The organism is Variovorax sp. 54 (assembly GCF_002754375.1).
GTDB lineage: Bacteria > Pseudomonadota > Gammaproteobacteria > Burkholderiales > Burkholderiaceae_C > Variovorax.
This window is the reverse complement of record NZ_PEFF01000001.1, coordinates 639,362-665,218: the sequence shown is the minus strand read 5'-3', so window position 1 is coordinate 665,218 and position 25,857 is coordinate 639,362. Positions and strand designations below refer to the sequence as shown.

The window sequence follows — 25,857 nt, the reverse complement described above, 5'->3', positions numbered from 1 at the left end:
GCGGGCCGGAGGAGAAATCGGATGAATCAGGCATCGCTGCCCTTGCGCGATCGCCCGGGCCTGCCCCTGCAACGGGCACGCCTTTCGGGTCTTTCAGGCATTTCATTGGGGCTCGGCCTCGCATGCGGGCCAGCTCTGGCCCAGTCGGGCGACACGGCGGGCCGCCCCAGCCTCGCGCCCGTGCAGGTCGAAGCCAGCCGCCACACGCCGCTGGCCCTGGACGAGCCCACGCAGACCGGCAGCCGCCTGGGCCTCACGCCACTCGAAACGCCGGCCAGCATCGAGGTGCTCACCGGCGACACCATCCGCGCGCGCGGCGACGTGTCGGTGGTCGAGGCTGCGAGCCGCGCCACCGGCATCACGGGCTCGCCCGCGCCGGGCAACGGCGGCTCGTCGCTGTCGGCGCGCGGCTTCAACGGCCACGGCTCGGTGATGCAGCTGTATGACGGCACGCGTCTGTACGTGGGCGCGGGCACCGTCACCTTCCCGTTCGACACCTGGTCGACCGACCGCATCGAGGTGCTGCGCGGCGCCGCCTCGGTGATGTTCGGCGAGGGCGCCATCGGCGGCGCGATCAACGTGGTGCCCAAGAAGCCCACGCGCGGCCCGATTCGCAACGAAGCGCTCGTGACCGTGGGCTCCGACGCCACGCGCCAGGTCGCCTTCGGCAGCGGCGGGGCGATCAACGACATGCTCTCGTACCGCTTCGACATCAGCCACCGCAGGACCGACGGCTTCATGGTGCGCGGCGAGGCCGAGAGCCTGGCCGTGGGCGGCGCGGTGCGGCTCGATGTGTCGCCGCAGCTGCAGTTCACGCTCTCGCACGACGAGGGCCGCCAGACGCCGCAGCGCTATTTCGGCGTGCCGCTCATCAACGGCCGCGTGAGCAGCCTGAACCGCGAGCAGAACTACAACCTCGACGACGCCGAGGTCAAGTACCGCGACCGCTGGACCCGCCTCGATGCGCAGTGGACGCCCAACGACGCCGTCACCGTGCGCAACCAGCTCTACCGCCTGGACAGCAAGCGCCACTGGCGCGACAGCGAAACCTACACCTACAGCGCCGCCACGAACCGCGTGACGCGCGGCGACTACCTGGAGATCGGCCACGACCAGGAGCAGATCGGCAACCGCACCGACGCCACCTTCAAGCACGCGCTGTTCGGCCTGAAGAACCAGATGCTGGTGGGCTTCGACGTGAACCGCATCGACTTCCTGAATTCGAGCGACACGCCCTACGGCGGGCGCTCGGTGGTCGACGCTTTTGTCTTCAATCCCGGCTACTACGTGTCGCCCACGGCCTACCTGCCGCGCTACAAGACGAAGACGAGCACCTACGCCTTCTTCGCCGAAGACAAGCTGGCCTTCAACGCGCAGTGGTCGGTGGTCGGCAGCCTGCGCTGGGACCACGCGAAGATCGTGCGCACCGATCCGCAGAACCGCGCCCCGCGCCTGGACAAGACCTTCGAGTACGCCACCGGCCGCCTCGGTGTGGTCTACGCGCCAGACGCCGCGCAGTCGTTCTATGCGCAGGTGGCGCGCGCGGCCGATCCGCTCACCGGGCTCATCAGCACGTCGGCCACGCAGGTGCCGTTTGAACTCAGCACCGGCAATCAGGTCGAGGTGGGCTACAAGCGCCAGCTGGCCGAAGGCCGCGGCGCGTGGAGCGTGGCCGCCTACCGCATCGAGAAGGACAAGCTGCTGTCGCGCGACGCGAACGACCCGACCCTCACCCAGCAGGTCGGCAAGCAGTCGTCCGAAGGCATCGAGGCCACGCTCGACCTGGCGCTGACCTCCACGCTGCGGCTCGAAGCCAACGCCGCGCGGCTGCGTGCGCGCTATGACGACTTCAACGAAGCGGTCGGCAAGTCGCTGGTCTCGCGCGCGGGCAACACGCCGGCTGGCGTGCCCGAGGTGGCGGCCAACCTGTGGCTGCACTGGCGCTTCCTGCCGCAGTGGGAGGCCGAGTTCGGCGTGCGCCATGTCGGCGCGCGGCAGGTCGATGCGGCCAACACGCGGCAGATCGGTTCGTACACCGTGGCCGATGCGGGCGTGAGCTGGCAGGCGAACCCGTCGCTCAAGCTCGCGCTGCGCGCCTTCAACCTGGCCGACCGCAAGTACCCGGTCTCGTTTTCGAACGGCGGCAACCAGTGGTTGCTGGGCCGGCCGCGCTCGTTCGAGCTGTCGGCGCTGGTGAACTTCTGAGCAAGGCCTCATGAGCACCGCATGGCAACGCGCATGGCCCCCGCTGCGGCGGGCGCTGTACTGGACGCACCGATGGCTGGGCATCGGCGGCTGCCTGCTGTTCGTCATGTGGTTCGTCTCGGGCGTGGTCATGATGTACGTGGGGTACCCGAACCTCACCGACGAAGAGCGGCTCGCGGGGCTCGGCCCGGTGCGCTTCGCGCAGGCGGTGGTCACGCCGTCCGCCGCGCTCGATGCCTTGCCGCCCGCGGTGCGCGCGCAGCAGCCCCGCCGCATGGCGCTCGAGATGCAGGCCGGTGCCGACGCGCAGCCCGTGTGGCGCATCGTCGATGCGCGCGGCGGGCGGCATGCCGTGTCCGCGCGCGATGGCCGTGTGCTCGGCCCGGTCGATGCGGCGCAGGCCGAGGCCATCGCCCGCGACTTCTCCGCGCAGCCCGGTGCACGCTGGGCCGAGACGCTGGAGCGCGACCAGTGGACCGTGCCGCAGGGCCTGAACCCGCTGCGTCCGCTGCACCGCATCGACGTCGGTGACGTGGCGGGCACCGAGCTGTACGTGTCTTCGCGCACCGGCGAGGTGGTGCGCGACACCACGCGCACCGAGCGCTTCTGGAACTGGCTGGGCGCCGTGCCGCACTGGATCTACTTCACGCCGTTGCGCGCCGACCCGCCGCTGTGGCACGACGTGGTCGTGTGGCTGTCGGCCGCCTGCATCGTCTCGGCCGTGACGGGCATCGTCATCGGCATCCTGCGCATCCGGCTGCGTCGACGCTTTCGCAGCGGCGCGGTCACGCCGTACACCGGCTGGATGGCCTGGCACCACATCGCCGGGCTCATCGGCGGGTTCTTCGTGCTGACCTGGATCGTGAGCGGCTGGCTCTCGATGAACCCGAATGGCTGGTTCCAGCGCGGACCCGCCGATGCCGCAGCGATGGCGCGCTACACGGGCGCCGGCGCATCGCCGTTCCCCTGGCCGCCAGCGGTGCTGCCGACAGGCGAGGGCGCTGACGCACCGCGCGAGGCGCTGCTGATGTGGTTCGACGGCAAGCCGTTGCTGCAACTGCGCGACGCGCAGGCCCGCGTGCAGGTGATCAATGCAGCGACCGGCGCACCGGCCGCCATCGCCCGCGAAGACATCGAGCGCGCCGCCGCACGCCTGCGCCCCGGCGCCACGATCACGCAGGCCACGCTGCAGACGCACGAAGACTTTCACTGGTACGGCCACCACCGCACGCGCGTGCTGCCCGTGTGGCGGCTCGAATTCAACGACGCCGCGCGCAGCTGGCTCTACATCGACCCCACGAGCGGCCAGGTGGCCGGCAGCAACGACCGCAACGCGCGGTTGCGCCGCTGGCTCTTCAACGCCGCGCACAGCCTCGACTTTCCCTGGCTCATCCAGTACCGGCCGGCCTGGGATTTCGTGGTGTGGTTCCTGTCGATCATCGGCGTCGTCGCTTCGGCGAGCGGCGTGGTGATCGGCTGGCGGCGGCTGCGGCGCAAGCCACAGCCATCGCCCGTTCAGCGGGGGCTGCAAGGCTCCCGGGTTTCATGACGGGGACTTGCGCAAGCCGGTCCATCCCCCAACAATCAACTTTCGCACTTCGGTGCATTTCAGGAGGTGCGCGATGCACATCGAACCCGGACTCGTCGACGGATCCAAGATCTTCCTCAGCTATGCCACAGGGGCGGCTGCGCTGGCCTACACAGGCAAAGTCGCCTTCGACACCTTGCTGAAGGACGGCCCCATCGGCTTGGCGCTGCGCTCGGTCTTCACCGTGATGCTCGTGTTCTGCTTCTTCGAGGTGTTCCCGCACCATCCCGTGGGCGTCTCTGAAGTGCACCTGATCCTGGGCACCACGCTGATGCTCCTCTTCGGGCTCGCGCCTGCGGCCATCGGCCTGGCGGGCGGGTTGCTCATCCAGAGCCTGTTCTTCGCGCCACCGGACCTGCCGCAGTACGGCATGAACGTCACGACCTTGCTTGTGCCGCTGTTCGCCACCGCCGCGCTGGCACGCCGCATCATTCCGGCGAACATGGCCTACGTGGACATCAGCTACCAGCAGGCCTTCAAGCTGTCGGTGGCCTACCAGGGCGGCATCGTGGTGTGGGTCGGCTTCTGGGCCCTCTACGGCCGCGGCACGGGGCTTGAGAACCTGAGCCAGATCGCCAGCTTCGGCGCGGCCTACATGACCGTCGTGCTGGTCGAGCCGCTGGTCGACCTGGGCGTGCTGGCTGCGGCCAAGGCCTGGCGTCGCTTGCAGGGCACGGCCCTCGTCGAGCGCCGCCTGTACAGCGCCGTCTGATTCGCGCCAATCTGAAGAGGGGGCGCCGCTCGCCGGCGCCCGATTCCCTGTGCGCTCTCGGCGCCTGAAAGCACTCACTCCATGACATCCAACAGCAACGCCAAGATCCCCGTCACCATCGTCACGGGCTTCCTCGGCAGCGGCAAGACCACGCTGCTGCGCCACATCCTCGGCAATGCCGAGGGCCGCCGCATCGCGGTGGTGGTCAACGAGTTCGGCGAACTCGGCATCGACGGCGACATCCTCCGCGGCTGCGGCATCGGCTGCGACGACGAGGGCAACGAGCGTGAAGGTGCGCTGTACGAACTGGCCAACGGCTGCGTCTGCTGCACCGTGCAGGAAGAGTTTTTGCCCGTGATGCTGCAACTGGCCGAGCGGCGCGGCGACATCGATGCGGTGATCATCGAAACCTCGGGCCTGGCGCTGCCCAAGCCGCTGGTGCAGGCCTTCCAGTGGCCCGACATCGCGAACATCTTCACCGTCGATTCGGTGGTCACCGTGGTCGACGGCCCCGCCGCCGCGTCGGGGCAGTTCGCCGCGAACCCCGCACAGGTCGACGCGCAGCGTCGCGCCGATCCCAACCTCGACCACGAATCGCCGCTGCACGAGCTGTTCGAAGACCAGCTCTCGGCCGCCGACCTCGTGGTGCTCAACAAGACCGACCTGATGGACGCCGCCGCGCGCGCGCAGGTCGAGGCGCTGGTGCGCGAAGAGCTGCCGCCCGAGGTGAAGATCGTCGGCGCCACCGAAGGCAAGCTGCCGCTCGCGCTGCTGCTGGGCCAGGGCCGCGCCGCCGAGACCACCATCCACCTGCGCGAGAGCCACCACGACCACGAGGAAGACCACGACCACGACGAGTTCGACTCGCTCGTGATCGAGCTGCCGCCCGTGGACTGCGACAGCCTCATTGCCGTGCTGACCGCATTGGTCGAGCAGCACACCATCTACCGCGTGAAAGGCTTCGTCGCCGTGCCGAACAAGCCGATGCGCCTGCTGGTGCAAGGCGTGGGCCGCCGCTTCGACCACCACTTCGACCGCCGCTGGCGCGACGGCGAAGCGCAGCGCACGCGCCTCGTGTTCATCGGCGAAGACCTCGACGAGGCCGCGCTGCGCACGGCGCTCGAAGGCGTGGCCGCCGTGCCTGCCTGATCAACGCATGCACCTGCTGAGCACCCAGCCCGGACGCTTCGTCGAAGACGATCCGAGCGTCGTCACCCGGCTCGACCAGACGCCGGGCGACATCGTGGTGCTCAGCTCGGCCGACACCACGCTCGCGCTGCTCGCCGCCGCGCGCACCGCGCTGGCTGCCACCGACCCCGGCTACCCGTCGCTGCGGCTGGCCAATCTCATGCACCTGCGCCAGCCCGCGTCGCTCGACCTGTACATCGACGAGGTGCTGCGGCATGCGCGCGTGGTGGTGGTCGATCACCTGGGGGCCGAATCGGCCTGGGCCTACGGGCTGCAGCAGCTCGAGAAGCTCGCCAAGCGCCAGGGCCAGCAGCTCGCGATGTTCTCGGGCGACCTGCAGGAAGACGAAGACCTGCTCGCGCGCGGCACCGCGGCGCGCGGCGTGAGCCGGCAGCTCTGGCAGTACCTGCGCTCGGGCGGCGCGGGCAATGCGGCGCAGTTCCTGCGCGCGGTGGCCTTCCATGGCCTGGGCCATGGCGAGGCGCCGTTGCCGCCGCGCAGCCTGCCGCAGGTGGCGCTGCATGTGCCGGGTGGCATCGACGCGACGCACACGGTCGCGGGCATCGACGACCTGCGTGCTGGCTGGCACGCGAACGCGCCCGTGGTGGCGCTGGTGTTCTACCGATCGCACCTGCTGTCGGGCAACACCGAAGCCTTCGATGCGCTGGCCGCCGCGCTGCATGCCGAAGGACTGAACCCGCTGCCCGTGGCGCTCGATTCGCTGAAAGACCCGCTGTGCCTGTCCGCACTGCGCGCGCTGTGCACCGAGCACGACGTGCAGCTGGTGCTCAACACCACCGCTTTCGCTGCGTTGGGGCAGGGCGCTTCGGACGAGAGTGGTGAGCCCGTGGCACTGGCCGGCGACGCGCCCGTGCTGCAGGTGATCGTGAGCGGCGGCAACCGCGAAGACTGGCTTGCTGACAGCCAGGGCCTGCGCCCGCGCGACATCGCGATGCAGATTGCCCTGCCCGAGATGGACGGGCGCATCGTCACGCGCGCCGTGAGCTTCAAGGGCCTGTCGCACCGCTGCGAACTCACGCAGACCGAGGTGGTCGGCTATCGGCCCGAGCCCGATCGCATCGCCTTCGTGGTCGAGCTGGCGCGCCGCTGGTGCCGGCTGCGCAGCCTGCGCGCGGATGAAAAACGCGTCGCGCTGATCCTGGCGAACTACCCCGGCAGCGAAGGCCGCATCGGCAGCGGCGTGGGGCTGGACACGCCGGCCTCGGTGATGGCCATCCTGCGCACGATGCAGGCCGAGGGCTACACGCTCGACGCGTTGCCCGCGGACGGCGACGCACTGATGCGCACGCTGCAGGAGGGCATCGCCAACGATCCCGCCCAGTGGGCCGCGCGGCCCGCGTGGCAGAGCTACGCGCTCGCCGACTACCGCGCCCGCCTCGCGGCGCTGCCCGAGGGCATGGCCGCCGCCATCGATGCGCAATGGGGCCCGCCCGAACACGACCCGATGCTGCGCCAGGGTCGCTTCATGATCGCCGGGCTGCGGCTGGGCCGCGTGTTCGTCGGCATCCAGCCGGCGCGCGCACTCGGCCCGCTGGGCCTGGCCGATTACGCGAGTTACCACGACGCCGAGCTGGTGCCGCCGCACAGTTACCTCGCGTTCTATTTCTGGCTGCGCGATGTGTTCGCCATCGACGCGGTGGTCCACGTCGGCAAGCACGGCAACCTCGAATGGCTGCCGGGCAAGAGCCTCGCGCTCTCGCAGACCTGCTGGCCCGACGCCATCTTGGGGCCGCTGCCCAACGTCTACCCCTTCATCGTCAACGACCCCGGCGAGGGCGCGCAGGCCAAGCGCCGCACGCAGGCCGTGATCGTCGACCACCTGATGCCGCCGCTCACGCGCGCCGAGAACCACGGCCCGCTGCAGGACCTGGAGCGCCAGGTCGACGAGTACTACGACGCGCTGCTGGTCGACGCGCGCCGCGCCAAGGTGCTGCGCGCGCAGATCCTCGCGACCGTGCGCGCCCAGCATCTGGTCGAAGAACTGGGCATGCCAGGTGCGGAAGACGATGCCGTGCTGGCGCGCGTCGATGCGTACCTGTGCGAGCTGAAAGAGACCCAGATCCGCGACGGCCTGCATGTCTTCGGCGACTCGCCGCGCGCACGGCTGCGGCGCGACACGTTGCTCGCGCTCGCGCGCTACCCGGCCGGCGATGGCGCGGGCGAGAACGCCGGGCTGCTCGGTGCGCTTGCGGCCGACCTGTTGCCCGGCGAGGTCTTCGACCCGCTCGACATCGACGCGGCGAAACCCTGGCAGGGGGCGCGACCCGCACTGCTGGCGGCCGTGAGCGACGAGGCGTGGCGCCACCAGGGCGACACGCGGGAGCGGCTGGAGCTGCTGGCCCAGCAGCTGCTCGAGGCGGACGCGTGCCCGGCCGGACTGCCGTGCACCGCTGCAGTGATGGGTCGCATCGCGAACCGCCTCGCACCCGCGCTCGATGCGTGCGGCGGGGAAGAACTGCGTCAGCTGTCGCGCGCACTGCAAGGCCGATTCGTGCCGCCGGGCCCGAGCGGTTCGCCCTCGCGCGGCCGGCCCGACGTGCTGCCGACCGGGCGCAACTTCTACGCGGTCGACACGCGCGCCATCCCCACGCCCACGGCCTGGATGCTCGGGCTCAAATCCGCTGCGCAGCTGGTCGAACGCCATCTGCAGGAGCACGGCGACTACCCGGTCGCGCTGGGCCTGTCGGTCTGGGGCACGGCCACCATGCGCACCGGCGGTGACGATCTGGCGCAGGCCTTCGCGTTGATTGGCGTGCGCCCCAAGTGGGCGCCGGGCAGCCAGCGCGTGGTCGACTTCGAGGTGCTGCCCACGGTCGGCATCGGCCGTCCGCGCATCGATGTCACGCTGCGCATCTCGGGCTTCTTCCGCGATGCCTTTCCCAACGCCGTGCAGATGTTCGACGCGGCCGTGCAGGCCGTGGCCGCGCAGGAAGACGAAGACGCCGAGCGCAACCCGATCCGCGCACGCATCCTGCGCGAGGCCGCGGCGCTCGAAGCGCAGGGCGTGGCACCCGGCGAGGCGCGCACGCAGGCCGGCTGGCGCGTGTTCGGTTCCGCGCCCGGCAGCTATGGCTCGGGGCTTCAGCCGCTGTTCGACCACGGCGACTGGCAGACCGACGACGACCTGTCGAAGGCCTACGTCGGCGGCAGCGCCCACGCCTACGGCCAGGGCAGCGACGGCGTGCCGGCCAGCGATGCGCTGGTGCGGCGGCTGCGCGCCATGAACGTCGTGCTGCAGAACCAGGACAGCCGCGAGCACGACCTGCTCGACTCCAACGACTACTACCAGTTCCAGGGCGGCATGGCCGCTGCCGTGCGTCACCTGAGCGGGCAGCAGCCCGCGATGTACCACGGCGACCACGGCAACCCGCAGGCGCCGCGCGTGCGCACGCTGAAGGAAGAAATCAGCCGCGTGATCCGTTCGCGCGTGGTCAACCCGAAGTGGATCGACGGCGTGAAGCGCCACGGCTACAAGGGTGCCTTCGAGATGGCTGCCACGGTCGATTACCTGTTCGGCTTCGATGCCACCGCGCGCGTGGTCGGCGACCACCAGTACGCGATGGTGGCCGACGCCTACGTGCTCGACGAGGCCACCCGCGACTTCGTGAACGCGCACAATCCGCGCGCGCTGCAGGACATGCTCAACCGCCTGCTCGAAGCCATGCAGCGCGGCCTCTGGCAGTCGCCCGGCGACTACAAGGACCAATTGGAAAACCTGCTGCTCGACCACGAGCAGCAGATGGAAGGAAGCCCCCGATGACCACAGCCGCCCCGATGCCGGTGCCGTTCCCTTTTGCCGCGATCGCCGGCCAGCCGCAGCTGCGTCAGGCGCTGCTGCTGGCCGCGGTCGATCCTGCGCTGGGCGGCGTGCTCATCGAAGGCCCGCGCGGCACCGCCAAGACCACGGCCGCGCGCGCGCTCGCCGAGCTGCTGCCCGGCGCGCCCTTCGTCACGCTGCCGCTGGGCGCGAGCCTCGAAAGCCTCGTGGGCACGCTCGACCTCGGGCAGGCGCTGGCCGGCCACGAACTCAGGTTCGCGCCGGGCCTGCTGGCGCGCGCCCACGGCGGCGTGCTGTATGTCGATGAGATCAACCTGCTGCCCGACGCGCTGATCGACTCGCTGCTCGATGCGGCGGCCAGCGGCGTCAACGTGGTGGAGCGCGACGGCATCTCGCACCGGCACGCCGCGCGCTTCGTGCTGGTGGGCACCATGAACCCGGAAGAGGGCACCTTGCGCCCGCAGCTGCTCGACCGCTTCGGCCTGTGCGTGCGGTTGCGCAATCTGCAGGATGCGGCCGAGCGGCAGGCCATCGTGCGCGCACGGCTGGCTTTCGATGCCGATCCGCAGGGCTTCCGCGCCGCACACGCGGATGAAGAGGCAGCGCTCGCCGCCGCGCTGGTGCGTGCGCGAAGCCTCGTGTCAGACGCTGCGGCGCTGCCGTATGGCGATGCGGTGCACGAATCCGTCGGCGCGTTGTGCATCGCGGCAGGCGTGGATGGCTTGCGTGCCGACCTCGTGATGCTGCGCTCCGCACGCGCGCTCGCGGCGTGGGAAGGTGCGGCATCGATCACCGACGACCACGTGCAGCGCGTGGTCGAGGCGGTGCTGCTGCACCGTCGCCATCCGTCGGCTGAAGCGTCCGTGGCGCCCCCGATGGAGTCACCCGCACCCCGCCGCAACCCCGGTGACGCACCCACGCGCAATGCTGGCGACAGCGAATGGGGCGCCATGCCGCCCGAGCCCGTCGGCATCGAGCGCGTGAAGCCGCTGCGTCCGCTGATTTCCGCACAGCAGGCCGCCCCAAAAAAAGCCTGAGCCTCCGGGACGCCGCACCCGCTGGCGCACGCCAGGGTGACCGGAGGCAGGGCACGCAACGGGACGCCTGGCACGGCGCCGCCGCGCCCGGCACCGCCTTCGACTGGCCGCGCACGCTCGTCGCCCGTGGCGCCGACCGGCTGCAGGCCGCGCACCTGCGCCATCGCCCGCAGGAGGCGCGCAGCGGCACGCTGCATTGCTTCCTGCTCGACTGCTCGGCCTCGATGCGCCATGACGGCAACCTCGCGCGCGCCAAGGGCCTGCTGCTCGCGCTGATGCAGGAGGCGTACCAGCGGCGCGACCATGTGGCACTGCTGTGCTTTGCTGGCGACGTGGTCGAGCTGCGCCTGCCGCCGCGCCGCGCGAGCGCCTGGAACGACGACTGGATCGCGCCCATCGCGGCCGGTGGGGGCACGCCGCTCGCGCTGGGCGTGGAACGCGCCGAACAGTTGCTGGTGCGCAGCGAGGCGCGGCAGCGCTGGCTGTGGCTGCTGACCGACGGCCGCAGCAGCGAGAACCCCGCGCGGCCCGAAGCCGCCGATGTGGCCTGCGTGGTCGACTTCGAGGCGGCGCGCCTTCCGCTGCATCGCGCGCAGCAGCTGGCCGAACGCTGGCAGGCGCGCTACCTGCTTGCCGACCGCCCAGGTTGAAGCACAGGAAGCGATGGCGCGTCTTCGGACGCTGTGATCGGCCTTCGCGCCAAAGGCTCATCTCGCGCAGGGGCATGCACGGCGACACTTCCCTTCGATACTGCCGCCGAACCCATCCCAGCAAGGAAACGACATGGCAGCAGCAAGGCGCGTGGTGCGCGAAGGCGCGTTCAAAAACATCATTGCCGACGGCGTGCAGGTCGGCGACACCATCTATCTCTCGGGCCAGGTGAGCGTGGACGGCGAGGGCCACACCCTCGGCGCCGGCGACATCGCGGCGCAGGTGCGGCAGGCCTACGCCAACGTGCGCAGCGTGCTCGCATCCTTCGGCGCCTCGATGGCCGACATCGTGGACGAAACCCTGTTCGTGACCGACATCGACGGCTTCCTCGGCCAGGCCGATGCGCTGTTCGCCTTGCGCGCCGAGATGTTCGGCGGCGAGCCGCAGGTGTCGCAGACGCTGGTGCAGGTGGCACGGCTCGGCAGCCCGGACTGGTTGATCGAGATCAAGTGCATCGCCAGAACGACTGCAGCCTGAAGGGCTGAAGGCCGTTTCCGCCAGGGAGTTCGGGTACCGTACGGCATGCGTCCGAAACACTGTCTCCTGGCCCTTGCGTTGACCCTGGCCATGCCTGCCGCCTTTGCCCAAACCGAGGTGACTGCGCAGCCGTTGAGTGCCGAAGAGTGCAAGGCGCAGGAAGCGGTGCTGGAGCGCGACATGGCCCTGGCCCGTTCTCGCGGCCAGATGCTGCGCCGGCGTGAGCTGGCCGACACCCTGAGTGCGCTGCAGCTGCGCTGCCACACGCTGGCGCCGCTGAACCGCGAAGCGCGCATCGAAAAGCTGGAACACGAAATCCGCACGCTGCGCACCGAACTCGAACGCGCGGAGGCGCAGCTGCGCAGCGTGAAGAGCGAGTCGCCCTGAGCCTTGGCGGCTCGTTGCCGCTACCTCACCAGGGCAGTTCGCTGAGCGGCCTGCGCGGGTCTGAAACAGCCGGCAGCACATCGGCGGGGGTGGCCGACCCGTCTTTCTCCGCCACGGCCTCCACCGGCGCCAGCATCGTCCCGCGGCAGTTCGCCGAGCCGCAATGGCAGGGGTACTTCGACGGCGGCGAGCCATCGTCCGCCGTCAGCGAATAGTCGATGAACAGCTCGTCGCCGGCCTCCACCGCCTCCATCGTCTGGAACCGCAGCACCATCTCGCCCGCCTCGTCGAACTCCTCGACCGCCTCGCAGTTCGGCTCGCAGGAATGGTTCAGGTGGCGCGTGGCGTTGCCGCCCTTGGCGCCGTCGATGGTCTCGCCGGTCGTCAGCGTGAACAGGTAGGTGAGCTGGTCGTCCCAGGCCTTGGCGGCGACTTCCTGCTTGGTGTAGCGGCGGCCTTCGTACAGGCCGAGGAAGGCTTCAGACGGCAGGTCGCGCGTGGCGAAGGCGCCCAGGCCGTGCACGCCGCTGGGGCCCACGCGGATGAACGGGGTGGACGAGGTTCGCTTGTTGGGCTTCATGAACGGGCGGGGCGCGAGGAATCGGAAAAAGAAGAGGTGGGCTGGAGTGTCGCGGTCATCTCGATCTGGCGGATGACAAGGGTGGCGCCGCGTGCGGTCAGGGCGCGGTGCATCGGGCTGCCCTCGGGCTCGTCGACCAGCCGCCAGCGTGCACCGGGGCGTGCCTGGGCGAGCGCGTTGAGCAGCGCGTGGGCGGAGGCCTCGTCGAGTGCTGCGGCGTCGAGCAACGTGTTCAGCGGCAGGGTCGTTGGCAGGAGGATGGCGTAGCCGCCCGTTGCCGTGCCCAGGGCCACGGCGCCGTCGTGCGCCAGCGCGCCTTGCACGGTCGGCCACTCGCGGCGCCAGGTGGGGCTCGAGAGGGCGGTGCAGGCCGCATGCACGGCGGCGAGCGTGTCGGTGTCGGGCGCCGTCGAGGTTGCATCGGCGCGAGGCTCGAAGCTGCCTTCGAGCACCTCGAGCGTGCGGACCTCGACGAAACCCGCTTGCCGGTAGAGCTGTCGCGCCGGGTTCTGCTCGATCACTTCGAGCTGCACCTGCGCGATGCCGGCCGCCGCCAGGTCGCGCAGCTGCGCCTCGATGAGCTGCTTCGCCAGCCCCCGGCGCCGTTGGGCGCTCGCGATGCCGAAGCCCGCGAGATAGGCACGCGGCCCACGTCGGCCGACGAGCGAGAGGCCACAGGCGTCGCCATCGACGACGATCACGCGCGAGAGCGCAAGGTCGGCTTCGGCGCGCCGCACATGCCGCTCGAACATCGCGCGATCGAATGCGATCGGCACGAAGTAGTCCTCGTAGGCGCGGTTCCAGAGCGCGGTGAGTTCGTCGGTGCCGAAGTTCGCGGCGGGAACGATGTCGAAGTTCATGGGGAGAGGAGGGTCAGTTGCGCGGCGCATCCAGCGACGCGAGGCAATTCACGATGGCGTCGGCCGCCTCGTCGAGCCGGGGGCCGGGCCGCATCATCAGGTCGAAGCGCGCGGAGGCAAAGCTGCAGACGCGCCCGCGCTGGATGGCCGACAGGGCCGACCAGCCGGGCCGCGTCGCCATGGCCGAGATTTCGCCGAGGGCCGAAACCATCAGCACGTCGGGGTTGGCGCGCACCACGAACTCGGGGTTCATCTTGGGGAAGGGGCCGAGCGAGCCCGGCACCGCGTTGACCAGGCCCAGGCGCGCCAGGGTCTCGCCGATGAAGGAGCTTTCGCTCGCAGCGGCCACGCCGCCGTGCACCTCGAAGTACACGCGCCGCCCCTGCCAGTTCAGCGGCACGCGGGCGCGCGCTGCGTTCAGCCGCGCATCGAGGGTGCGCCAGAAGGCCTCGCCCGCGCCCGGCCTGCCGGTGGCGCGGGCCACGGTTTCCATCACGCGGCGCATGTCGGCATGGGTCTTGGCGTCGAGCGCCAGCACCTTGATGCCCAGGCGCTCCAGCGTCTCGGCAGCGCGGCTGCGCGGGCGCAGCAGCACGAGGTCGGGCTTGAGCGCGACGATGCGCTCGATGTTCGCGTCGTCCATGCCGCCGACCTGTGGCAGGCCCTTCACCGCTGTCGGCCAGTTGGCGTGGCGGTCGATGCCCACGAGCCGGTCGCAGGCGTCGAGCGCGCAGACCGTCTCGGTGAGCGAGGGCATCAGCGACACGATGCGTTTGGCGGGCGCCTGCAGCTCGAGCACGCGGCCGCGGTCGTCTTCGAGGCGGATGGCGCCCGCATGCGCTGCGGGGCCGATGCCCAGAGCCACGACCGCCGCAGCCCGGGCGATGTGGCGGGCGGCGATGGACGCAAAGGGCGGGCGCTGGGGCAGGGCGTTGGAAGTCATCGGGGCGGGGGTGCGAGTCCCCGCTATTGTCGCGGCGCTTGCATCCGCAGCTGGCGCGCCGCTTCTTCCGAGCGCGCGTCGTCCACTTCGCGCAGCACGTTGCTGAGGTCGACAGGGCCCGTCTCGCGCACGAAGGTGCCCGTGAGCTCGGTCTCGGGCCGCAACAGGCCGCGCTCGTAGAGCTGCCAGATCTCGTCGCCGTAGTGCGTCTTCAGCAGCGCGGGTGCGTACTGCCCGAAGAAGTTGCGCAGGTTCTCCACGTCGCGCAGCAGCATGCGCTTGGCGTGGTTGTTGCCGGCTGCGTCGACCGCTTGCGGCAGGTCGATGATAACCGGGCCGTCTTCGGCCAGCAGCACGTTGAACTCCGACAGGTCGCCGTGCACGATGCCTGCGCAGAGCATGCGCATCACTTCTTTCAGCAGGCTGGCGTGGTGCTGCAGCGCGTCTTCGGCCGAGAAGGCCACGTCGTTCAGGCGCGGGGCGGCGTCGCCGTGAGCGTCGGTCACCAGGTCCATCAGCAGCACGCCTTCGAGGAAGTTGTGCGGCGTGGGCACGCGCACGCCGGCCGCAGCCAGGCGGTAGAGCGCGTCGACCTCGGCGCTCTGCCAGATGGCCTCGGTCACCTGGCGGCCGAATTTCGTGCCCTTGGCCATGGCGCGCGCTTCGCGCGTGTTCTTGACGCGGCGGTTCTCGGTGTAGTCGACGGCCTGGCGAAAGCTGCGCTTGTCGGCTTCCTTGTAGATCTTGGCGCAGCGCGTTTCCTCGCCGCAGCGCACGACATAGACCATGGCTTCCTTGCCGCTCATGAGCTGGCGCACGACGCTGTCGATCAGGCCCTCGTCGACGAGGGATTGCAGTCTGGGGGGTGTCTTCATGCGTGCGCCTCCGGCACAGCCAGGGGGCGGGTCGAGAGGAAGGCCCTCAGGCTTTCCCTGCCGATCTGGTAGGCCCCATCATGCCTGTACGGCACGAAGCCCAATTGGCGGTTGATGGCGAGCATGGGCGCGTTGACCTCTGCGTTGGTGGTGATGGCCATCACCACCTCGGGGTGCCGCTCGCGAACGAGCTGCAGCATGATCGCCTTCACGCCCTTGGCCAGTCCCTTGCCGCGCCAATGGCGGGCAACCCCGGTGAGGCGCTGGAACATGCGGTCGGGGTACAGCTGGTTCCAGCTGGCGTCGCACACGGCGGCCACCTCGTCATTGGCATCGCGCAGCAGCACGAGAAAGTGCTCGCCTCCGCGGCGGTCGATTTCGGCGTACCAGGCGTGGAAGCCTTCGAGCTCGAAGCGCATGGGCGCGCGTTCGAGTGCGCTGGTGGGTGCGTCTTCGAGCAGCGCGGACAGCGGCGCCATCAGCGTGGCCAACCGCTCGAAGGGCACGCGGCCTGCGTGGATCTCGAGGCGCAACCCGTGCGCGGGCGCCAGAGCGTCGGCGCGCCAGCGCGCGAGCGCCGCCCAGTCGAGGCTGTCGAAGGCCATGCGGTTCTCGATGCTGCGGTGCTTTTCGGTCGCGCCGATGGCCGCGAGGAACGCGCGGCCTTCCGGCAAGTGGGTCTTGAAGGTCGCTGTGCTGGGGTCGCGGGCCTCCATCAGCGCCAGCAGCCGGTGCAGCAAGGTGCTGGCCACGCCCTGGCGTTGGTGCGATCGCAGCACGCCGCCCCACACGTCGATGAAAGGCGCGAAGGTCGCGTAGTCGGGTGAGCCTTCGCGGCGCACGCCCATGTTGAGGCTGCCGACGATGCGGCCCTGCGCGTCCCGCGCGAAGGCGCGGTGCACCACATGCAGCGGTGTGTGCTGTTGCACGTTCTGCTGGGTGTGGGCGTCGTCGGGCTGCGGTTCGCCCGGATGGTCTTCGTCGTGGCGCTGGCGCCAGTAGGCCAGCGCCTGCGCCCATTCTTCAGCGGACGCCTGCTGCGGATCGAAAGGAGAAGTCGCGAACTGCCGCGCATCGGCGGCACGGGTTTCAAGCATGGTGAGCCTTGATTCGAAAAGGGAACGAACCGCACGCGGCACGGGTGTGCCGGCGTGGCGTTGGTTGTCTGAATCGGACGGCGTGTCGCGGCAGAACACCGCGAGGGTCGAACGGGCTGGCTGGTGGTGCCTTCAGCGGCACCGGGTGCGCGGGGAGCGCTTCAGCAGCAGTTCGGATGCGACCCGACAAACCGTACGGGGGAGGGAGAGTGAATAGCTGTGTCTTCCATCGCGCACCTCCAGTCCGGTTTGTTGATCGAGGCGTCGAATGTAGCGAGGTTCGCGCGATCTGTGAAGCGCAAAGCGCCTGCGGCAGAATCCAAAAACCAACAGGGGATGCCATGAATCCGAAGAAGATCTTCGACGCGGCGCGCGAAGCCGATGTCGACACGGTGCGCGCCTGCATCGAGGCGGGGGCCGACCTGGCCGCCGTCAACAAGCAGGGCTTCACCGCGCTGCAGTGCGCCGCGATGGGCACGAACGAATCCGAGCTCGAACCGATCCTGGCCGTGCTGCGGCTGCTGCTCGACGCCGGCAGCCCGCTCGAATACATCGGTACCGACGGCCGCACCGCGCTGTACCTCACGGCCGAGTTTTCGCCGACCACGGAGCCGGTGCAACTGCTCATCGATGCGGGCGCCAACCCCGATGTGCGCGACAGCCACGGTAACCACATCACGGAGAACGCGATGGAGGAAGAGGTGGCCGAGCTGCTGTCGCGCATCACCGGCCATGTGCTGCCCGAGCCGCCGCCGCCCGAACCCGACCCGGTGAAGATGAGCGCCGCGCAGTGGCGTGCGGCCGAAGCGCGCATCGCCGAGGTGTTCGCCGCGCTGACGCAGGCGGGTCTGGTCGCGTTGCAGGACGCGGGCGACACGCAGTCCGATGGCTTCTCCGATTGCTCGGAAGCGTTCCGCACGCGCGGCGGCAAGAAGGCCGGCGTGCACGGCTTCTGCTTCTACACGCGGCAGGACCAGAACCGCGCCAAGCGCACCAGCCAGCTCTCGCTCGCGTTCTGGGGCGCGCCCGAGGGCGGCGCTGCCGACATGCAGCGTGTCGGCGAACTGGTGGTCAGTCAGTTCCGCAGCGCGGGCTTCGAGGTGCGCTGGAATGGCGCGTCGGCGATGCGGCCTGAAGTCGATCTGCGCGCCTGAGTCCCAGCCCAACGCCGCGCGCAACTGGGCGGCGGCCCGGTGGGCACCTTCAAGAGCGGCGAGACCTTCTTCGCGCCGCCAAACACCCTGCATGTGTTCGCGGAGAACCCCGACCCGGTGAAGCCCGCGAAGCTCATGGCGGTGTTCGTCACCGACACCAACTGCGGGCCGCTGCTGCTGCCGCCCTGAAGCTTTCGGTGCTGTGCGCACAGCTTCGAGAGAGCGTCAAACGCACGCGCCTTCGGCCCCGGATCGCGCAAGGCCACCGAGGTCGCGCAGAGCGCGCGCGATTAGAGTCCGGCGATGACCCCGACCTATGCATACCTCGCTGTTGCGATCGTCGTCGAAGTGCTCGCGACCAGCTTCCTCAAGGCATCGGACAGCTTCACCAGGCTCTGGCCCAGCGTGGCCACGGTGGTGGGCTACGCGGTGTCGTTCTACTTTCTTTCGCTCGCGCTGCGCGTGTTGCCCACCGGCATCGCCTATGCGATCTGGTCGGGCGTGGGCATCGTGCTGATCTCGGTGGGGAGCTGGCTCTGGTTCGGCCAGACGCTCGACGCGCCAGCCATCGTCGGGCTGGGGCTGATCATCGCGGGCGTGGTGGTCGTCAACGTGTTCTCGAAATCGGTGGGGCACTGAGGCATGGGCACGGTCGAACAACTGTTGCCCCGGCTGCCCGTTGGCACGACCTGGGAGCCGGCCAGTGAGGGCGAGTCGGGCGATGCGGTGTTCCGCCGCAGCGATGGCGCTGCGTTCGCGAAGGTGTCACTCGGTGCGGGTGCGACGCAGCTCGACGAGGAGCGCCGCCGCACCGAATGGCTCGCGCCGTACGGCGTCGGCTCCGCGAGCGTGCTCGACTGGCACATGACGCCTGAGGGCGCCTGTCTGGTCACGACGGCGGTGCCGGGTGTGCCGGCCAGCGACCTGTCGGCGACGGACCTGCTGCGCGCCTGGCCGTCGATGGCGCAGCGTTTGCGCGTGCTGCACGAGATTCCTGCTGGCGACTGTCCGTTTGCGCGTCCGCTGTCGGCGATGTTCGACCGCGCCGCCGATGTCGTCGCACGCGGCGCAGTGAACCCGGAATTCCTCGACCCCGGCCAGCAGGACGTGCCGCCGCCGCAGCTGCTGGCGCGGTTGCAAGCCGACCTGCCGCACCGGCTGGCGCAGGAGGCGCAAGACTGCGTCGTGTGCCACGGCGACGCCTGCCTGCCGAACTTCCTGGTCGATCCGCAGACGCTGCGCTGCACGGGCCTGATCGACGTCGGCCGGCTCGGCACGGCGGACCGGTATGTCGACCTGTCGCTGCTGCTGGGCAATGCGCGCGACAGCTGGCGTGATGCGGCGGACGCACGCGCCGCGCATGCCTTGCTGTACGCCCAGCTCGGCATCGATGCGCCCGACGACGGGCGGCTCGACTTCTACCTGCGCCTCGATCCGCTGACCTGGGGTTGAGGCTCCGGCGCGTCGCATTGTTTCCGTTTCGGGAACGCCGCGGTTCCTTTTGCTGCGGGTTTTTACCTAGATCGCCGCGCACAATTCATCTCACGGACCGGCCCTCCAGCTGATCCGGATGAACAGGCCCCGAGCGAGTTGGCCGCCCTTCAAGAAGAGGGACGGTGACCCACCCCAGACCGGTTCAACCCCTCCAAGTCAAACACTTGTACTACTGAACTGAATTGAAGAAGGAAACCGCCATGAACGCCTCGAAGATCCTCTCCGCCGTTGCTGTTGCCCTGATGGCCGTCGCCGGTGCCGCCCACGCTGAAACCTACGAAGGCGTGCATCAGCTGACCTCGGCCGCCAGCCGCGCCGACGTCGCCGCACAAGCCGTCGTGGCCGCACGCAGCGCCAACCCCTACGCCACAGGCGCCGATGCCGGCCCCGCCCAGGTGTTTGTCTCGACCGTGAGCCGCGACACCGTCCGCGCCCAGGCCGTGGTGGCTGCTCGCAGCGAGAACCCCTACAGCGAGGCCGTGACCTCCCGCGTGGCCCCGGTGCTGGCCAGCGGCCTGGACCGCGCCTCGGTGCGTGCCGAAGCCCGTGCCGCTGCACGCGGTGACGCACTGCCGCTGTAATAGATCGGTAACAGGCACGCGCACGTTGCCCGTGGCGAGGTGTCAGCGGGTCAGAGAAAGAAAAACCGGCCTTGCGAAAGCAAGGGCCGGTTTTTTCACGAACGGAGTGGGGTCGTCGTCAGAAGCAGCGTTCTTCGATCGTGCCCACGCGGTCCGGGTAGAAGGCCACGTAGTCCTTGATCGGCGCGACTGAGTCGTAGGGCGACTCGTAGGTCCACACCGCATTCACCGAGCGTTCGCCGCCGGCCGGAATGCTGTAGTAGGCGCACTCGCCCTTGTACGGGCAATAGGTCGCATGCGCGGTGCGCTCCAGCAGCGACATGCGCACGTCCTTGCGCGGAAGGTAATGCACCGTGCCGAAATGCGACTCTCGCAAGGTCAGCGCTTCGCGCGAGCTGGCAATGACATGGCCCCCCACCGACACCACCACGCGCATCGGATTCGGCGTGATGGTGATCGCATGGTCGGGGCCCGGAATCTTGACGGTGCGTTCTTGCGTGGCGAACATGGACAAGCTCCTTCGGACGAATCGGCGGATGCGCATCTTGCTGCGTTGTCGCGACGATTTGAAGTCTCCAGCGAATCCACCTGCTTCCGGCGTGGTTAAAGGCTGTTGGATTCGAAAACCAAAGTTTCAGATTCGCTGCTTTTGCGGTGTACCCCGAAGCCCGCGCGGCCTGGCGCGATGTGTTCGCGCAGCGTGAGCGCGGGAATTTCGTAGTCGCCGCCGTTCTGTGGGCGGAACGGAAGCGGGTCGGTGGTCCACAGCGTATCGAGCCGCTCGCCCAGCTCGCCGGTGATGCGCTCATAGGCTGCGCCATCGACCTTGTCCGTGCGGTGCACCACGAACGGCGGCAGCACGTCGAAGCCCGGGTAGTAGAGGATGCCGTGGTGAATGGGAAACAGCAGCTCGTCCATCGGCCCGTTGATGCCGCGCGGGGCGTAGTGCGAGGCCCAGCCACCGGTCGTTACCACCAGCATCGCGCGCTTGCCGGCCAGCGTGCCTTCGCCGAAGCGGTCGCCCCAGTGTGTGTCGGAATGTTCGCCCACGCCGTAGGCAAAGCCATAGGCGTAGATGCGCTCGATCCAGCCCTTGAGGATGGCGGGCATCGAGTACCACCACAGCGGGAACTGCAGGATCACTGCGTCGGCCCATCGCAGCTTCTCTTGTTCGGCGGCGATGTCCGCGGTCTGCGTGCCGCCCTCGAACGCGTGCAGCGAATCGCGCACGGGGTCGAAGGGCGCGGCGGTGTCCCGTGCGGGAAAGTCGTCGGCATCGAGCGCGGGCTTCCAGCGCATCGCGTACAGATCGGACACGCGCACGGAGTGGCCGGCGCTCGTGAGGCGTTCGGCCATGAAGCGATGGAGCGAGCCGTTCAGCGAGGCGGCTTCGGGATGGGCAATAACCAGCAGGATGTTCACGGTGTCATGAGGGTTGAGTGAAGATGTCCTCAGGTTAGGCAGTGCCGCGCTATATTGGAAATGAATAGTTTGAATGCCAGGTATCGCCATGAACAATTTCATCCGCATCGACCTCAACCTGCTGGTCACGCTCGACACCTTGCTGGCCGAGCGCAACGTGACCCGCGCGGCCGAGCGCCTGAACCTCTCTCAACCCTCGGTGAGCGTGCAGCTCGCGAAGCTGCGCGAGCTCTTCAACGACCCGCTGCTCGTGCCCGCGCAACGCGGCATGCGGCCCACTGCGCGCGCCGACGAACTGCGTGAGCCGCTGCGCGAAGCCCTCGCCTCGTTGGGCCGTGCGGTGGCGCCCAGCCAGCCCTTCGACCCCGCCCAGGCCACCACCACCTGGCGCGTGGCCGCGGCCGACTACGCCGAGTCGGCCATCCTGCTGCCCGCGCTGGCCGGTCTGCGCACGGCCGCGCCGAACACCCGGCTCGCCGTGGTCGAGGCCGTGCCGACGCGCATGGCGCGCCAGCTCGAGCAGGCGGAGATCGACCTGTTCTTTCACACCAGCGTCGGCGCGCCGCCCGGCCTGCACCGGCGCGTGCTGTTCCACGAACGCTACGTGCTGGCCGGCCGGGCAGGGCACCCGCGCCTGAAGCGCCGGCCCACGCTCGCGCAGTTCTGCGCGCTGGCGCATGTGGTGGTGTCGCTGGGCGGCGGCGGTTTTGTCGGCCCCACCGACGAGGCGCTGGCGGCGCAGGGCCTCACGCGGCGCGTGGCGCTGTCGGTGCCGCACTTCCTGTTCATGATGTCCGTGCTCGCCAGCACCGACATGGTCGCGATGCTGCCCGAGCGCCTGGCGCGCGGCGCGCCGGGGTTGCGCGTGGTGGAGGCGCCGCTGGAGGTGCCGGGCTACGAGATGGCGATGCTGTGGCACGAGCGGCGGCATCGCGACCCGGGGCATCGGTGGCTGCGGGAGCAGATCGCCCAGAGCTTGTAGATGCCTCGCAGACGTGCCGGCGCTTCGAGCGGCAGGCCCGGGGCTTCTGCAGTCGGCCAGACGCCGCCCTTCGCCTGCGTCGGCTTTTCGGAAGGCCTCAGGAGAACTTGCTGCTGCGGCGTACAGTCCAACAGGGGAGCCACGCAACGGCCGCCGGCAGCCGCCGCAGCCCTGTCGAAGCGCTACACGAATGGAGGTCGAAGATGGCGCAGCATGCAATTACCGCGATTCACTTCAAGGACGCAAAGGTCGATCTCGTCGCCATTCACCCGGTTGCGGAGAAAGAGTTCGGATCGACAGAATTCGCCCTTGGCACGGCACAGCGGATCAGCGCCGGCGAATGCGTCAAGCTCCTTGCAGCCGGCGAGCAGGTCTGCCTTGCCCGGCGCACTGAAAGCCACGGCTGGGAAGTCATTTGCGACGTCCGACTCTTGCCGGGCGGGACCGCGTTCACTGGCGTCGACATTGTTGACCGTCCCAACGATGCCTTGCAGCAACTGCCTGCGTGGGACTAGGTGCGTCGATTGTGCAAGGCCCTGGCCGGATGACCGATCCTGATTGCGTACGGACGACGAGAAGGTGCGATCGGAGGACTGCACCTTCAACCATGCCCCGCTCTCGCAGAAGCAGCGCGTGAAGTTTCAGTGCCTGTTGTGCTGAATTCCATGAGGTGTTCCGGACGGATCGGCAGATCGCGCACGCGATGACCTGTTGCATGAAAGACGGCGTTGGCGACGGCCGCGCCGACGCCGATGGCGCCGAGTTCACCGATGCCGCGTCCCCCGAACGGGCACGACTGGGTATCGAATTCTTCGACAAAGGATGCGTCGATGTCGGGAACATCGGCATTCACCGGCACCAGATATCCCGCGAGATTCTTCGACAGGAAACGCCCCAGTCGCAGATCCGTCTCCGATCGCTCGAGCAGCGCCTGCCCCAGTCCCCAGATGATGCCGCCGGTCATCTGGCTGTGCGCTGTCTTGGGGTTGACGATTTTTCCGGCGCTGTACACCGCAACGATGCGGCTGACGCGCGGGATCGGGAGGTCCTCGTCGATCCGGACTTCAGCGAATATCGCGCCGAAGCTGAAGATGGCCCCAGCAGTTTCGCCCGGCGTCCATTCGCCGTCGGCCGAGAGGCGTTGGCTGGCGCCGAGCCGGGCCAGCGCGCGCGGAAAGTCCGCGGGTTCACTGGCGCCAGCCTGTGCCAGCAGGGCCTTGAGCTTCAGCGCACCGTCCATCACCGCAGCGCCGACGCTCATGGTTGTCGCCGACGCGCCGCTGACAGGCGACGTCGGCAGTGCCGTGTCGCCCAGTTCGATGGTGACGCGTTCGACCGGAATGCCCAGCACATCTGCCGCGATCTGCGGAAACACCGTGCGCGTGCCCGTGCCGAGTTCCTGCGTGCTGGCCTCGATCAGCACCTGCCCCGTTCGGTCGATGCTGACCCGGACCTTCGCCGGGTAGCGATACGCCGGCAGGATGGCGGTTGCCATGCCATAGCCGACCAGGTCGCGGCCTGCGCGCATCGAGCGCGGCGCGGGTGAGCGGTCCGCCCAGCCGAACCGGCGGGCACCGACCTCATAGCACTCGCGCAGCTTCTTGGAGGAGAAGGCGCGTCCGTCCACCGGGTTGAGATCCGCATGGTTCTTCAGCCGCAGCGCAAGCGGGTCCATGCCCAGGGTGAAGGCCAGCTCGTCCATGGCGATCTCGACCGACACGAGACCGACACCGCCAAACGGTGACCGCATCGACCACGGGGCGCTGCGGTCCAGCCGCACGATGCTGTGCGTGGTCATGACGGATGGGCACGCATACAGCGGCGCCGTCTCCCAGCCCGCACCCTCGACATGGTCGCCGGCCCGGGAGGCGGCCGCGATGGTGTCGTGGCGGATGCCGGTCAAGGCGCCGTCGGCGCGGGCGCTGAGCCTCACCCTTTGCCGGGTGGCCGGTTGATGGCCATGGCCGGTGAACGACTGTGCGCGTGTCAGCACGAGCTTGACCGGTCGCCCCAGTTCGCGCGCAGCCATCGCCGCCAGGATCTGGTGCGGCCAGCCGTAGTGCTTGCAGCCGAAGCCGCCGCCGAGATTCTCGTTCCGTACGCGGACGTTCGCCGGGGCCAGCCCCAGTGCGCGCGCCAGCACGTTGCGGGTATCCACGACGCCTTGCGTCGCGTCATGAACCAGCAAGTGGCCGTCGTTCCAGATCGCAAGGGTCACCGAGAGCTCGATGGGGCTGTGATGCCGGTCCGAGGTTGTGTAGACGCCATCCACTGTTGCGTCTGCTTCGGTCCACGCCGCGGCCACGTCGCCGAAACTCTTGTTGGGCGGTACATCGAAGAAGGCAGGAGCCACTTCTGCGCGATCGATGCCGGGGAGAAAACCGACGTTGAAAGGAATTTCCCGGTACAGCACTTCGACACGCCGGGCGGCCTCCGTTGCGTGCTCCAGCGTATCGGCCACGACCAGCGCCACGGGTTGTCCATCGTGCATCACGCGGTCGTCCTGCAGCGGCAGCAGATGCTGCGACGCCAGCGGGTAGTCCTTGATGCTGACGAGCCGCGGCGTGTTGAGGTGCGTGAAGATACGAATCACGCCCGGCGCGGCCAGCGCGTCTGTCAGGTTGAACCGGGTGATCGTTCCTTTGGCGCACCTTGCCGTCACGATCACCGCGTGCGTCGCATCCGCCACGAAGGTGTCCGCGGTATAGCGTGCGCGCCCCGACACTTTGTCCGGCCCGTCCAGCCGGCTGACGGCCTTGCCGATGAGGCCGCCGCTCATGCCGCACCTCCCGCAGTTTGCAGGGCCCGGATGGCGGCTCGCCTGGCAAGCTCGGGCTTGAAGGCATTCTGGCGTCCGGGGCGTGCCGAGGCGAAGTCCTCTTCCAGCGCACGTCCGAGTGCCGCGGAGTCGGCAATAGCGAGGCCCTGGAGTGCATGCTCGGCGGCGTTCAGCCGCCAAGGCTTGTGAGCGACCCCTCCAAGAGCGATGCGTGCTGCACGGATCACCTCGCCGTCGAGCGCCACCCCGGCGGCGGCCGAGACGAGCGCAAATTCGTAGGACGCTCGCTCGCGAATCTTCACGTAGTGCGAAAAGCGAGCCGTCTGCGAGCGCGGCACCGAGATGGCAACGATGAGTTCGCCCGCATCCAGCACCGTGGGGTTGCCGGGCGTTTCACCCGGGACGCGATACAACGCCGTCATTGCGATGCGCCGCTGCCCGCCGGGCCCCTGGACGACCACATCGGCATCCAATGCGGTCAAGGCCACCGCAACGTCCGAAGGGTGGGTCGCGATGCAGTGCGCGTTCCCGCCGAACAACGCGCCCGCGCGGTCTTCGCCATCCATTGCCCCACAACCGCTGCTCGCTCGCCGCATGTTGCAAGGAAGTTCTGCTTCCGCTCGAAAGTAGGGGCACCGTGTGCGCTGCATCAGGTTGCCACCCATGGTGGCCATGTTGCGAAGTTGCGCTGATGCACTTTTCAGCAAAGCCTCGGAGATGGCAGGGAAGTCGTTGCGCACCGACGGGTGTGCCGCGACGTCGCTCATGCGTGCGAGCGCACCGATCGTCAGTTCGCGGTCGTCGGCCTCGATGAGGTCGAGACCCGGGATGTGATTGAGGTCGATCAGGCGACGGGGGGAGGCAATGCCTTCCTTCATCCAGTTGACGAGTTCGGTGCCACCGGCGATGGCCCATGTGCCTGCCTGAGAGGTGGCGTCGATGGCGTCCGCCAGCGTGGCCGGTCGTGCATAGCTGAAGGTCTGCAT

25 protein-coding genes are annotated in these 25,857 nt (G+C 69.1%); 16 read left to right on the top strand and 9 right to left on the bottom strand.

The genetic code is table 11. The features are described 5' to 3' along the window. Positions 1-21 precede the first annotated feature (21 nt). From CLU95_RS03090 to CLU95_RS03050, 9 genes are all read left to right on the top strand, one after another. A complete protein-coding gene (locus CLU95_RS03090; protein ID WP_099790331.1) occupies positions 22-2,205 on the top strand; it encodes a TonB-dependent receptor in 2,184 nt (727 codons plus the stop codon). A 10-nt stretch (positions 2,206-2,215) separates the two neighbouring features. Beyond that, positions 2,216-3,754, top strand: coding sequence for a PepSY domain-containing protein (locus CLU95_RS03085; protein ID WP_099790329.1), 1,539 nt, complete (start codon positions 2,216-2,218; stop codon positions 3,752-3,754). A 73-nt stretch (positions 3,755-3,827) separates the two neighbouring features. Beyond that, positions 3,828-4,505 carry an energy-coupling factor ABC transporter permease gene (locus CLU95_RS03080; RefSeq protein ID WP_099790327.1) on the top strand — a complete coding sequence of 226 codons (678 nt, stop codon included), beginning with the start codon at positions 3,828-3,830 and terminating at the stop codon, positions 4,503-4,505. Between the two features lie 81 nt (positions 4,506-4,586). Beyond that, positions 4,587-5,654, top strand: a complete 1,068-nt coding sequence (cobW, locus tag CLU95_RS03075) for a cobalamin biosynthesis protein CobW (protein WP_099790325.1) — start codon at positions 4,587-4,589, stop codon at positions 5,652-5,654. Positions 5,655-5,661: 7 nt separating this feature from the next. Further along, a complete protein-coding gene (cobN, locus tag CLU95_RS03070; protein ID WP_099790323.1) occupies positions 5,662-9,474 on the top strand; it encodes a cobaltochelatase subunit CobN in 3,813 nt (1,270 codons plus the stop codon). Then, positions 9,471-10,529 (top strand): ATP-binding protein, encoded by a 1,059-nt coding sequence (locus CLU95_RS03065; RefSeq protein ID WP_099790310.1) that lies wholly within the window; start codon positions 9,471-9,473, stop codon positions 10,527-10,529. The genes cobN and CLU95_RS03065 overlap by 4 nt, the downstream gene beginning before the upstream one ends. After that, positions 10,433-11,179 (top strand): vWA domain-containing protein, encoded by a 747-nt coding sequence (locus CLU95_RS03060; RefSeq protein ID WP_099790308.1) that lies wholly within the window; start codon positions 10,433-10,435, stop codon positions 11,177-11,179. Before CLU95_RS03065 ends, CLU95_RS03060 begins: the two co-directional genes overlap by 97 nt. A 133-nt stretch (positions 11,180-11,312) precedes the next feature. Then, the gene (locus CLU95_RS03055; protein ID WP_099790306.1) at positions 11,313-11,717 is read left to right on the top strand and encodes a RidA family protein; all 405 of its coding nucleotides are present in this window, start codon (positions 11,313-11,315) and stop codon (positions 11,715-11,717) included. A gap of 90 nt (positions 11,718-11,807) precedes the next feature. Continuing rightward, entirely contained in the window at positions 11,808-12,104 is a 297-nt protein-coding gene (locus tag CLU95_RS03050) for a DUF1090 family protein (protein ID WP_099797086.1), read from the top strand. Positions 12,105-12,129: 25 nt separating this feature from the next. Here the strand turns inward: CLU95_RS03050 and CLU95_RS03045 are convergent, their stop codons facing one another. The 5 genes from CLU95_RS03045 to CLU95_RS03025 are packed head-to-tail and all read right to left on the bottom strand — an operon-like array spanning position 12,130 to position 16,459. Beyond that, positions 12,130-12,684, bottom strand: a complete 555-nt coding sequence (locus CLU95_RS03045; protein WP_099790304.1) for an SET domain-containing protein — start codon at positions 12,682-12,684, stop codon at positions 12,130-12,132. Further along, the gene (locus tag CLU95_RS03040; protein WP_180288516.1) at positions 12,681-13,544 is read right to left on the bottom strand and encodes a GNAT family N-acetyltransferase; all 864 of its coding nucleotides are present in this window, start codon (positions 13,542-13,544) and stop codon (positions 12,681-12,683) included. Before CLU95_RS03040 ends, CLU95_RS03045 begins: the two co-directional genes overlap by 4 nt. 13 nt (positions 13,545-13,557) lie before the next feature. Continuing rightward, entirely contained in the window at positions 13,558-14,487 is a 930-nt protein-coding gene (locus tag CLU95_RS03035; protein ID WP_099790300.1) for an ABC transporter substrate-binding protein, read from the bottom strand. A 23-nt stretch (positions 14,488-14,510) separates the two neighbouring features. After that, positions 14,511-15,362 (bottom strand): PA4780 family RIO1-like protein kinase, encoded by an 852-nt coding sequence (locus CLU95_RS03030; RefSeq protein ID WP_099790298.1) that lies wholly within the window; start codon positions 15,360-15,362, stop codon positions 14,511-14,513. Further along, positions 15,359-16,459, bottom strand: a complete 1,101-nt coding sequence (locus CLU95_RS03025) for an N-acetyltransferase (RefSeq protein ID WP_099790296.1) — start codon at positions 16,457-16,459, stop codon at positions 15,359-15,361. Before CLU95_RS03025 ends, CLU95_RS03030 begins: the two co-directional genes overlap by 4 nt. 341 nt (positions 16,460-16,800) lie before the next feature. Between CLU95_RS03025 and CLU95_RS03020 the strand changes: the two genes are divergently transcribed. The 5 genes from CLU95_RS03020 (at position 16,801) to CLU95_RS03000 (ending at position 19,688) form a co-directional block, all read left to right on the top strand. Beyond that, positions 16,801-17,613, top strand: coding sequence for an ankyrin repeat domain-containing protein (locus tag CLU95_RS03020; protein WP_099790294.1), 813 nt, complete (start codon positions 16,801-16,803; stop codon positions 17,611-17,613). A 39-nt stretch (positions 17,614-17,652) separates the two neighbouring features. Beyond that, positions 17,653-17,802 carry a hypothetical protein gene (locus tag CLU95_RS03015; protein ID WP_257214520.1) on the top strand — a complete coding sequence of 50 codons (150 nt, stop codon included), beginning with the start codon at positions 17,653-17,655 and terminating at the stop codon, positions 17,800-17,802. A gap of 114 nt (positions 17,803-17,916) precedes the next feature. Then, positions 17,917-18,252, top strand: coding sequence for an SMR family transporter (locus CLU95_RS03010; protein ID WP_099790292.1), 336 nt, complete (start codon positions 17,917-17,919; stop codon positions 18,250-18,252). A gap of 3 nt (positions 18,253-18,255) precedes the next feature. Then, positions 18,256-19,065, top strand: coding sequence for an APH(3'') family aminoglycoside O-phosphotransferase (locus CLU95_RS03005; RefSeq protein WP_099790290.1), 810 nt, complete (start codon positions 18,256-18,258; stop codon positions 19,063-19,065). 242 nt (positions 19,066-19,307) lie between these two features. Then, a complete protein-coding gene (locus CLU95_RS03000; RefSeq protein WP_099790289.1) occupies positions 19,308-19,688 on the top strand; it encodes a helicase SNF2 in 381 nt (126 codons plus the stop codon). Positions 19,689-19,806: 118 nt separating this feature from the next. Here CLU95_RS03000 and CLU95_RS02995 read toward each other — a convergent pair whose 3' ends face one another. Next, positions 19,807-20,196 carry a DUF427 domain-containing protein gene (locus tag CLU95_RS02995; protein WP_099790287.1) on the bottom strand — a complete coding sequence of 130 codons (390 nt, stop codon included), beginning with the start codon at positions 20,194-20,196 and terminating at the stop codon, positions 19,807-19,809. Between the two features lie 95 nt (positions 20,197-20,291). After that, positions 20,292-21,110, bottom strand: coding sequence for an NAD(P)H-dependent oxidoreductase (locus CLU95_RS02990; protein ID WP_099790285.1), 819 nt, complete (start codon positions 21,108-21,110; stop codon positions 20,292-20,294). Positions 21,111-21,198: 88 nt separating this feature from the next. Between CLU95_RS02990 and CLU95_RS02985 the strand changes: the two genes are divergently transcribed. After that, positions 21,199-22,092, top strand: a complete 894-nt coding sequence (locus tag CLU95_RS02985) for a LysR family transcriptional regulator (RefSeq protein WP_099790283.1) — start codon at positions 21,199-21,201, stop codon at positions 22,090-22,092. A 203-nt stretch (positions 22,093-22,295) separates the two neighbouring features. Next, positions 22,296-22,607 carry a hypothetical protein gene (locus CLU95_RS02980; RefSeq protein WP_099790281.1) on the top strand — a complete coding sequence of 104 codons (312 nt, stop codon included), beginning with the start codon at positions 22,296-22,298 and terminating at the stop codon, positions 22,605-22,607. Positions 22,608-22,693: 86 nt separating this feature from the next. On the opposite strand, the gene CLU95_RS02975 is transcribed toward CLU95_RS02980, so the two are convergent. Continuing rightward, positions 22,694-24,871 carry a xanthine dehydrogenase family protein molybdopterin-binding subunit gene (locus tag CLU95_RS02975; protein ID WP_099790278.1) on the bottom strand — a complete coding sequence of 726 codons (2,178 nt, stop codon included), beginning with the start codon at positions 24,869-24,871 and terminating at the stop codon, positions 22,694-22,696. Continuing rightward, positions 24,868-25,857 carry an FAD binding domain-containing protein gene (locus CLU95_RS02970; RefSeq protein WP_099790274.1) on the bottom strand — a complete coding sequence of 330 codons (990 nt, stop codon included), beginning with the start codon at positions 25,855-25,857 and terminating at the stop codon, positions 24,868-24,870. The genes CLU95_RS02975 and CLU95_RS02970 overlap by 4 nt, the downstream gene beginning before the upstream one ends.

Excerpts from the sequence above, each read along its gene's own strand:
- CLU95_RS03055 (WP_099790306.1), top strand. The coding sequence starts at position 11,313 with ATGGCAGCAGCAAGGCGCGTGGTGCGCGAAGGCGCGTTCAAAAACATC.
- cobW (WP_099790325.1), top strand. The coding sequence starts at position 4,587 with ATGACATCCAACAGCAACGCCAAGATCCCCGTCACCATCGTCACGGGC.
- CLU95_RS03080 (WP_099790327.1), top strand. The coding sequence starts at position 3,828 with ATGCACATCGAACCCGGACTCGTCGACGGATCCAAGATCTTCCTCAGC.
- CLU95_RS03030 (WP_099790298.1), bottom strand. The coding sequence starts at position 15,362 with ATGAAGACACCCCCCAGACTGCAATCCCTCGTCGACGAGGGCCTGATC.
- CLU95_RS03000 (WP_099790289.1), top strand. The coding sequence starts at position 19,308 with ATGAACGCCTCGAAGATCCTCTCCGCCGTTGCTGTTGCCCTGATGGCC.
- CLU95_RS03040 (WP_180288516.1), bottom strand. The coding sequence starts at position 13,544 with ATGAACTTCGACATCGTTCCCGCCGCGAACTTCGGCACCGACGAACTC.
- CLU95_RS03060 (WP_099790308.1), top strand. The coding sequence starts at position 10,433 with ATGGGGCGCCATGCCGCCCGAGCCCGTCGGCATCGAGCGCGTGAAGCC.
- CLU95_RS02980 (WP_099790281.1), top strand. The coding sequence starts at position 22,296 with ATGGCGCAGCATGCAATTACCGCGATTCACTTCAAGGACGCAAAGGTC.
- CLU95_RS02995 (WP_099790287.1), bottom strand. The coding sequence starts at position 20,196 with ATGTTCGCCACGCAAGAACGCACCGTCAAGATTCCGGGCCCCGACCAT.
- CLU95_RS03020 (WP_099790294.1), top strand. The coding sequence starts at position 16,801 with ATGAATCCGAAGAAGATCTTCGACGCGGCGCGCGAAGCCGATGTCGAC.
- CLU95_RS03090 (WP_099790331.1), top strand. The coding sequence starts at position 22 with ATGAATCAGGCATCGCTGCCCTTGCGCGATCGCCCGGGCCTGCCCCTG.
- CLU95_RS03045 (WP_099790304.1), bottom strand. The coding sequence starts at position 12,684 with ATGAAGCCCAACAAGCGAACCTCGTCCACCCCGTTCATCCGCGTGGGC.
- CLU95_RS03065 (WP_099790310.1), top strand. The coding sequence starts at position 9,471 with ATGACCACAGCCGCCCCGATGCCGGTGCCGTTCCCTTTTGCCGCGATC.
- CLU95_RS03035 (WP_099790300.1), bottom strand. The coding sequence starts at position 14,487 with ATGACTTCCAACGCCCTGCCCCAGCGCCCGCCCTTTGCGTCCATCGCC.
- CLU95_RS03025 (WP_099790296.1), bottom strand. The coding sequence starts at position 16,459 with ATGCTTGAAACCCGTGCCGCCGATGCGCGGCAGTTCGCGACTTCTCCT.
- cobN (WP_099790323.1), top strand. The coding sequence starts at position 5,662 with ATGCACCTGCTGAGCACCCAGCCCGGACGCTTCGTCGAAGACGATCCG.
- CLU95_RS03085 (WP_099790329.1), top strand. The coding sequence starts at position 2,216 with ATGAGCACCGCATGGCAACGCGCATGGCCCCCGCTGCGGCGGGCGCTG.
- CLU95_RS02975 (WP_099790278.1), bottom strand. The coding sequence starts at position 24,871 with ATGAGCGGCGGCCTCATCGGCAAGGCCGTCAGCCGGCTGGACGGGCCG.
- CLU95_RS02970 (WP_099790274.1), bottom strand. The coding sequence starts at position 25,857 with ATGCAGACCTTCAGCTATGCACGACCGGCCACGCTGGCGGACGCCATC.
- CLU95_RS03050 (WP_099797086.1), top strand. The coding sequence starts at position 11,808 with ATGCCTGCCGCCTTTGCCCAAACCGAGGTGACTGCGCAGCCGTTGAGT.
- CLU95_RS03005 (WP_099790290.1), top strand. The coding sequence starts at position 18,256 with ATGGGCACGGTCGAACAACTGTTGCCCCGGCTGCCCGTTGGCACGACC.
- CLU95_RS03010 (WP_099790292.1), top strand. The coding sequence starts at position 17,917 with ATGACCCCGACCTATGCATACCTCGCTGTTGCGATCGTCGTCGAAGTG.
- CLU95_RS02985 (WP_099790283.1), top strand. The coding sequence starts at position 21,199 with ATGAACAATTTCATCCGCATCGACCTCAACCTGCTGGTCACGCTCGAC.